At 63.0% G+C, this 918-nt stretch carries 1 protein-coding gene; it reads left to right on the forward strand.

What is annotated here, in order from left to right; genetic code table 11:
- On the forward strand, positions 1 to 918 hold a 918-nt coding region (locus tag EOA60_RS34995), incomplete at both ends, for an ATP-binding protein (protein WP_128312730.1).

Consider the following 918-nt stretch of genomic DNA (forward strand, 5'->3'; position numbering starts at 1 on the left):
GAACGCAATCGAGGTCAGCATCGAACTGATCGGCGAGGTGCGCGACGGAGCCGAGCCCAGCGCCAAACCGGTCTTCGACCGCGGAATCACCACCTATCCGCATATCGGCGCGGTTGCCCACCGTATCCGCAGCCGCGACCTGCAGGCCGTCTACGATCTCGCCGGCCGCCATTCGATCACCATCGGCACGCTGTCCCAGGACGAGGCGATCGACGCCAACATCGCTGTCGACGACACGCTGGCGCGCCATTTCGCCATTGTCGGCACGACCGGCGTCGGCAAATCCACGGCTGTCTCGCTGCTGTTGCGCAAATCGATCGAGGCGCGGCCCGATCTGCGCGTGCTGATCCTCGACCCGCACAACGAGTTTGCCGCCTCGCTTCCGGAATACTGCGTGAAGGTTGATTCCAAGACGCTCGACCTGCCGTTCTGGATGTTCAGACTGGAAGAATTCGCCGAAGTTCTGTTTCGCGGTCGCGAGACCGTTCCGGAGGAAGTCGACGTCCTGCGCGACCTCATCCCGGCCGCCAAGAACCTCTATCGCAACCCGAGCTCCGGCTCGTATATCAGGCGCGGCAGCGATGCGCTGACGGCGGACACGCCGGTGCCTTACCGCATCGCCGATCTGCTCAAGCAGATCGACGAGCGCATGGGTCTGCTCGAAAGCAAGAACGATCGGCCGACACTGAAGTCGTTGAGGACGCGCATCGAATCGGCCGCTTCCGACCCGCGCTACCGTTTCATGTTTAATTCGCGGCTGATCGAGGACACCATCCACGAGACGATCGGCAACATCTTCCGCGTACCGAACCATGGACGTCCGGTGACCTGCTTCGAGATGGCGGGCATGCCGTCCGAAGTCGTCAATTCGGTCTGCTCGGTGCTGGCGCGCCTCGCCTTCGACCTTGCGCTCTGGAG

The organism is Mesorhizobium sp. M1A.F.Ca.IN.020.06.1.1, from assembly GCF_004023265.1.
GTDB lineage: Bacteria > Pseudomonadota > Alphaproteobacteria > Rhizobiales > Rhizobiaceae > Mesorhizobium.